The organism is Paenibacillus xylanexedens (genome assembly GCF_007676705.1).
Taxonomy (GTDB): Bacteria; Bacillota; Bacilli; order Paenibacillales; family Paenibacillaceae; genus Paenibacillus; species Paenibacillus xylanexedens_C.
The window spans coordinates 317,020-323,318 of sequence record NZ_VEBF01000005.1 but is presented as its reverse complement, the minus strand read 5'-3'; the positions used below and the strand labels follow the sequence as shown (position 1 = coordinate 323,318).

Annotated in this window: 7 protein-coding genes; 5 read left to right on the top strand and 2 right to left on the bottom strand. The window is 41.4% G+C overall.

Features of this window, described 5'->3' with window-relative positions; all coding sequences use genetic code 11:
- Positions 1–181: 181 nt before the first annotated feature.
- From FS628_RS32790 to FS628_RS24195, 4 genes are all read left to right on the top strand, one after another.
- Entirely contained in the window at positions 182–721 is a 540-nt protein-coding gene (locus FS628_RS32790; protein WP_260871168.1) for a copper amine oxidase N-terminal domain-containing protein, read from the top strand.
- A gap of 135 nt (positions 722–856) precedes the next feature.
- Positions 857–1,021, top strand: coding sequence for a hypothetical protein (locus tag FS628_RS32785; protein WP_260871167.1), 165 nt, complete (start codon positions 857–859; stop codon positions 1,019–1,021).
- A 355-nt stretch (positions 1,022–1,376) separates the two neighbouring features.
- On the top strand, positions 1,377–2,036 hold the full coding sequence (locus FS628_RS24200) for a TetR/AcrR family transcriptional regulator (RefSeq protein WP_145325523.1): 660 nt from the start codon (positions 1,377–1,379) through the stop codon (positions 2,034–2,036).
- Positions 2,033–3,169 carry an alpha/beta hydrolase gene (locus tag FS628_RS24195; protein ID WP_145325522.1) on the top strand — a complete coding sequence of 379 codons (1,137 nt, stop codon included), beginning with the start codon at positions 2,033–2,035 and terminating at the stop codon, positions 3,167–3,169. The genes FS628_RS24200 and FS628_RS24195 overlap by 4 nt, the downstream gene beginning before the upstream one ends.
- Before the next feature lie 138 nt (positions 3,170–3,307).
- On the opposite strand, the gene FS628_RS24190 is transcribed toward FS628_RS24195, so the two are convergent.
- Together FS628_RS24190 and FS628_RS24185 are read right to left on the bottom strand one after the other, a co-directional pair.
- A complete protein-coding gene (locus tag FS628_RS24190) occupies positions 3,308–3,646 on the bottom strand; it encodes a cupin domain-containing protein (RefSeq protein WP_145325521.1) in 339 nt (112 codons plus the stop codon).
- 79 nt (positions 3,647–3,725) lie between these two features.
- Complete coding sequence (locus FS628_RS24185) at positions 3,726–4,553, bottom strand: AraC family transcriptional regulator (RefSeq protein WP_145325520.1); 828 nt, start codon at positions 4,551–4,553, stop codon at positions 3,726–3,728.
- Between the two features lie 273 nt (positions 4,554–4,826).
- Here FS628_RS24185 and FS628_RS24180 point away from each other — a divergent pair, with 273 nt between their 5' ends.
- Positions 4,827–6,296, top strand: a complete 1,470-nt coding sequence (locus tag FS628_RS24180; protein ID WP_145325519.1) for a sensor histidine kinase — start codon at positions 4,827–4,829, stop codon at positions 6,294–6,296.
- Positions 6,297–6,299: the final 3 nt, after the last annotated feature.

Sequence of the window (6,299 nt, the reverse complement as noted above, 5' to 3'; positions counted from 1 at the left end):
TTAAATTTTGTCTTTTTTGTACTGTCTACTTGACAGGGTTATGACCATTTTAGCGGCTTTTTTTTGTTATCAGGAACCAAATTCCTGTCTAAAGCTGATCAAACTTTTATTGGAATCTAACGTTACTATTGTAAGATTAAAAATTACATGAAGTGGGTGAGTCACTGTGAAAATGAAGCATTTGAAAAAAGTAGTTGTCGTTGCATTAGTGATGTCGGTGTTATTACCATTGGGGGCTCAAAAATCTGAAGCAGCATCCAAATACGTTGATTTGGAAATTCAGTGGGCAGACGGTCGTATTAACCATGTTGAGACGTTAATCAAGGATGGAGTCACTTACGGAAGTTTTTTCTCACTGGGTATTAAGGCAGGCCTAGTGTGGGGGATGGAAGATGATAATACGGCCGTACTGAAGAACAGTCAGAAGCATATTGTTGTGCACTTGGGAAGCAGCATTGCCGAAGTGGATGGTCAAAAAGTAGATATGGGCAGCGAACCTGTGTGGTATATTAGTCACCTTTATGTACCCATTAGATTTCTTGCATCTGCTATGGGCGGGGAAGTGACTCATCGAGATACGAAGACGAATAAGATAACCGTGACTGGGCTGAGCAATTATACCGATACTTTTTATGGTAGCAACATGGGTTACACCTATGTCATTCGCGCTGCAAAAGGAGATCTTGAGATTACGAATGCTTCTACTGGACAAAAGAGTTAAATTCCGTTAGGTATAAAGGACATTAATATAAATACTCATGATCTCAAGATAAATTTCAAGAGGAGTACCCAAAATCTATTTATTGTCATCATTGAACACACTAATCGAAAAACGGAAGACTACGATCTTTACACGTTGGTATTCAAAAATAAAGGTCTGATTCGCAAATCTATTGCTCACGGGGTAACGGGCCAGCAAGAAATTTTGAATTCAGATAGTACCATTCAACTCATCGATGACAACAGTATACGTATTATCGAAGATGGAAGTGGTAAAGTGCTTGAAGTGCTTCCTCGTTGAATAGATATCTGATCCGATAATCATGAATTACACCCCTCACCAACTGAATAATAATACAAACATCTCAAAGAGCCGCTGATCACTCTGATCAGCGGCTCTTGCATATTTCTTCCCAAATTTTTTCACAATCAAAAGTAGTTAGAATATCTTTTTGTAAATCTAAATTTTATAAAACTGTAGCAACTCTTGCGTAAAAAACCAAACAACTCCATTCACTCATCTCGTAGAAGGGATAATGTTATATACAGTGGTTTTAATTTTTTTTAATGATATTAATCTTTCAAGACTACTTGACATGTGAATTGATTATCGATATAGTGTGAATCAGTTCACACTTCACATTAAGGAGTAATCTATGCCAAAAAATACTTTCTTTCGTTTAGATGAAGCAAGGCGCGAGCAAATATCTAATAGCGCTATGCATCTTTTTGTTGATAATCTTTACGAGGATATAACTATGAAGATGGTTTTGGATAGTTTGTCCATGCACCCCGGAACATTTTATCGGTATTTTGAAGACAAAGATGACCTTTATTGTCTCTTAATACGTAATGTGACCCAGAAAAGAGCAGCGTATTTTAATAACAGTAATGAAGATTCCCTTTTCCAGTTTTTCCTTACAGGCTTATTTGGTAACGTTAATGGCATGGTGACCGAGCCACTGAATGAGTTGGAAATCAAACTCACTAAAACACTTTTATACATTCCTGAGAACATTTTGCTTAAAGTATATCTGAATGTGCTAAAGGGAGAGTCATCCCCCTTAATCAAGGACATTTTACGCCGAATGAGGGTTGATGGATATCTCAGACCTGATATTGACGATGACCTGATTTCTTTTATGTTTGAGTCAATGCAGTTTAATTTAATCATGTTTTTTAGGGAATTCGATATTAAGGACTCTAAGCTGCAACATAAGATTAGCAAGTACTTTACTGACTTTATGGGTCATGGGCTGGTTGAAGATCATAAATATTCTGAAATGGTTAGCGATCTCAAGGGGGAAAGAAAATGAAAACCTATAACGCATTTCCAGAACCAATTGGCGGCTATACTGTCGGTCGAACCCAGATGGATTTTGAGTACACGGCATCAGATTACTCCAAAAGAGAACTGACCGCTTTTGTGTACTATCCGTCTGACAGTAGCGAAGGTAAGACTACATCAACGTACATGTTTCCTGAAGTCTACGAGATGTTTAATGAGCAGCCACTTGTCACTGCGTTGAAGGATGTTTTCTCTATAGATATCAAGACCCAGTGTTACGACGACCTTGCTCTCTCCGGGAAGCAAAAGCGCTATCCGGTGTTATTCTATGTTTGCGGCGGGGGCGGTTCTCCAGAATGGGGTACAGTGATCTGTACAGACTTGGCAAGCATGGGATATGTTGTGGTAAGCATCGGCCATCAGAATAGCACGATGTATAAGCGTAAAGATGGGCGCCTGTTTAATGTATCCAAGGATTTTTCGGATGTCATTACAGCGTTTGGTGAAAATCCGGAGATGCTGGCGTTGGCTGGTAAGATGGAGATGCGGCCTGACGATGAAACTGCCATTGAGATGTGCCGTAACGTGCTTACACTGCCGATACTTGCCAAGTTAACAGAGTATAGTGAATTACAGGCAGAAGATGTTAGGTATGTAGCCGATTATCTTTACAAACTGGACTCTGGAGAGCTGAATTCCATCTTTAAGGGCAGATTGTTGCTTGACATCGGCATGGGCATAGTCGGACATTCTTATGGAGGGCCTACGACGGCGATGGTTTGCCGGGATGACGACCGGTTCGCCTGCGGGATTGGCTTGGATAGCGGTGCGTTCGGACTTCTTGACAGCGATCTTAAGAAACCCTTCTTGCTACTGTTTTGTGAACCTAACTATAATATGAATGCGATTATTGGCGCTAACAATAGCATGGAAACCTATTATTTCTCAGTTGATCGTGTTGCACATTTAGATTACTGCGACATCGTGTTTACCAGTGTTAATGAGGAACTCAGAGGTGAACGGGATGCTATGGAGATGCGAAATCTTGTTACAGACTATGCGAAGAACTTTTTTGATCATTACATACTGCAGAAGGCAGCAAGTGTGGAAAGTCTGACATATGATGGTGTGGAATTGATCAAGAAGGCCAGCAACAAGTGACATAACCGAGAGATTGCTGATTAATGCATGTCCAAGAGCTAGCCGTACAGACGCAGAGCCGATAACCGCCTATTACGCGGTTATCGGCTCTCTGACTCTGATATTGCAAATTGACATCCTGGTTCCAATAACTGACCCTTATTCGGCCTTAGTCCCGCCATTATTTACTTCGCTTGCAGGCTCCATCAACATGATATGACATTCCTTTTCGGCGGAAGGCTTGATCTCGACTCCCTTGGGGACAATATACATCTCGCCCTTGGAAATCTTCACTTGCCCATCACGAAAATCAATTATCATTTCCCCTTCGAGCACAAAAAATAACTTATCGGTCTCCTCATGAACATGCCACTCAAAATCTCCAGCAATCTTAACGATCTTAAATTGATAGTCATTCATTTCACCAATGAGTTTGGGAGACCAAAGATCGTTTAATTTCGAAAATTCCTCATTTAATTGAATAGCTTGATAGTGCATAGTCATTCCTCCTGTGTATTAATCCTTTATGTTCAGTATACTGATCTAAGCTTTGGTATAACATGGATGCCTATTGAAATCAGGATGGATTATTGATGAACTTCAGACGATACTCCGTAGGAGAAATACCACAGTGTTTCTTAAACACTCTACTAAAATAAAAGGGGTCAGCAATGCCGACGGTTTCAGCAATCTGTTGTACAGACGCATCACTTGCCAATAGCATTTGTTGTGCTATTTTTATACGATATTTCAATACATATTCTGCTGGACCCATACCTGCATGTCTTCTAAACACATAGGAAAGTCGATTTCGATTAACGTTATTTTGTTCTGCAAGCGATGAGACAGTCAGACTTTGATCATAGTATTCTTGAATATAAGCAGAGACTCGTTCAAACAAAGCATCTGATTCGCAACTATTTTGCCTATGATCAACACATATTAAAGTCTCATTCAGTACATCGCGAAACAGCATCTCGGTCTGAAACCTTGAAATACCTCCACGCTGGTTATACACATGCCAAAGACGCATAACTAATTCGATCAGACGAGGGGATTGGCCCGTAGATAATTCAAAATGCTGATGAGAAAAACTTGACTCTTCCAGATCTGAACTACATATTCGGTATAAAACGAGGATGTATTCCCATTCCGATCTATTAGACACAGTTTGGTCCAGTTTCATTTTTGCACCCCCATGTACTACTTTTCCTGGCGAAAAGATATAGGGCGTGCCATCAAATTGAAATTGCGTTTCTCCTGTAAGTGGGAACACAAATCCAGGAAAAGAATCGGTATAGTCAGCATGGGGGACCCCGGGATTTCTAGCATATCGATATATTCCTTCGACTTGAAAAGGAATGTGTGCAAAATGCGCTGCTAACTGATTAACGTCTACTTTCACATCTCGTACCTCATTTCAAAAGTGTTTGCCGGTCATTCTAAGATCAATCGTTGTGCACCTTACTCCAACATTATTGATAACGATTATCACTGTCAATATATATAATGAAAAGGTTACTTTCGGCTAAATAAAAATCAGCGTTTGAGGATCTCATAAAGGATAACGCCACAACTTGCGAATGCCAAACCTCTTTTTTAAATATGGGCAATAGAATCCATCTTGTGTTAACATGTGCACTAACTAATCCAATTGCTTGCTTGAGAAGGGGAACCCATGTCAATTCGAATAAAAATGCTGCTGTCCTTCACGGGCATGCTTGTTATAAGTCTACTGTTCATCCTGCTTACGGCAAGTCTGTATACGATTGCTGCGACAGGGGATCTACAGAGTTTCCGAGATATATACAAGGTACATTATCAGATCAACCCTTTGACTGAACAGGGAGATTCGATCTTTCAAGAGATGAAGTTCCTGGCCAAAAATGACCCGGACGACCTGCAGAACAAGGTTTTGCTGCGTGAATATGACATGAAGCTTCGAGCCGAGAAGTCAGGGCTCTACGTCAGACGGGAGAATAGCCAGATCTTCGAATCACTGACTTTCAACCAGCCAGAACTGAAGCAAGCACTGCCTGCCTATGATCTTAACAATTATCAGATTCGGAGCACCTTCAATATTGGTGAGCGATTTTACGCATATGCGAAATTTGATTTTCAATATTCAGATGGGGAACGGGGGAGTATCTTCGTCATTCGTGAGAGAAGCCCCTTTGCGGAGCTTACTCGCAAGCTGCTACCTGTGATGTCAATCCTGCTTATCGGTGTCCTCATCATTGCGAATCTGCTCTTGTTCCGCTGGATCACGCGCAGCTTCATTAAACCCTTGAATCAACTTCGAAGTTCAGCCGAGCATATTAAGGATGGCAATCTATCCTTTAAGCTTCAGCTAAACTCCAATGACGAGGTTGGTCAACTCAGCGAAGCGTTTGAGAGCATGCGGAATCAATTACAGCGCTCTTATGCGTTACGTCAGCAAGACGAAGCGAACCGCAAAGAGCTCATCTCCAACATTTCGCATGATCTCCGTACGCCGATTACCAATATCAAAGGTTATATTGAGGGCATTCGTGACGGAGTGGCTAATACTCCCGAGAAAATGGAGAGTTACGTTAATATCATTCACTCCAAAGCAGTTAGCATGGATAAGCTGGTGGATGAACTGTTTTTGTATTCGAAGCTCGACTTGAACCAAGAGCCTTTCCTGTTCAAGACAGTTGATCTCGCTGATTTCCTTGAAGATAGCATTGAAGAGCTGAAGTACGATCTGGAGGATAAAGGTGTTGCCCTGGATTGGAATAACCAGGTGGATGGTCCCGCCATGGCTGCTGTGGATCCGGAGAAGCTAAAACGTACCGTTGTCAATGTGGTGGATAATGCACTCAAATACATGGAGAATGAACACAAACGATTCGAGATTACACTTCAAGCGGATGAGAAATGGATTACGATGGCCTTTAAAGATAATGGCAGGGGAATACCCGAAGAGGCACTGCCTTATATATTTGAACGCTTCTATCGTGCAGAACAATCCCGCAATTCCTCAACGGGCGGAAGTGGACTTGGGCTGGCAATTGCCCGCCAAATCATTGATGGACATGGGGGCTTCATCTGGGCTGAAAGCCAGCCTAATGATGGCACGAGCATATATATCAAGCTGAAACGGCTGAATGAAGAGAGGGACTAATAA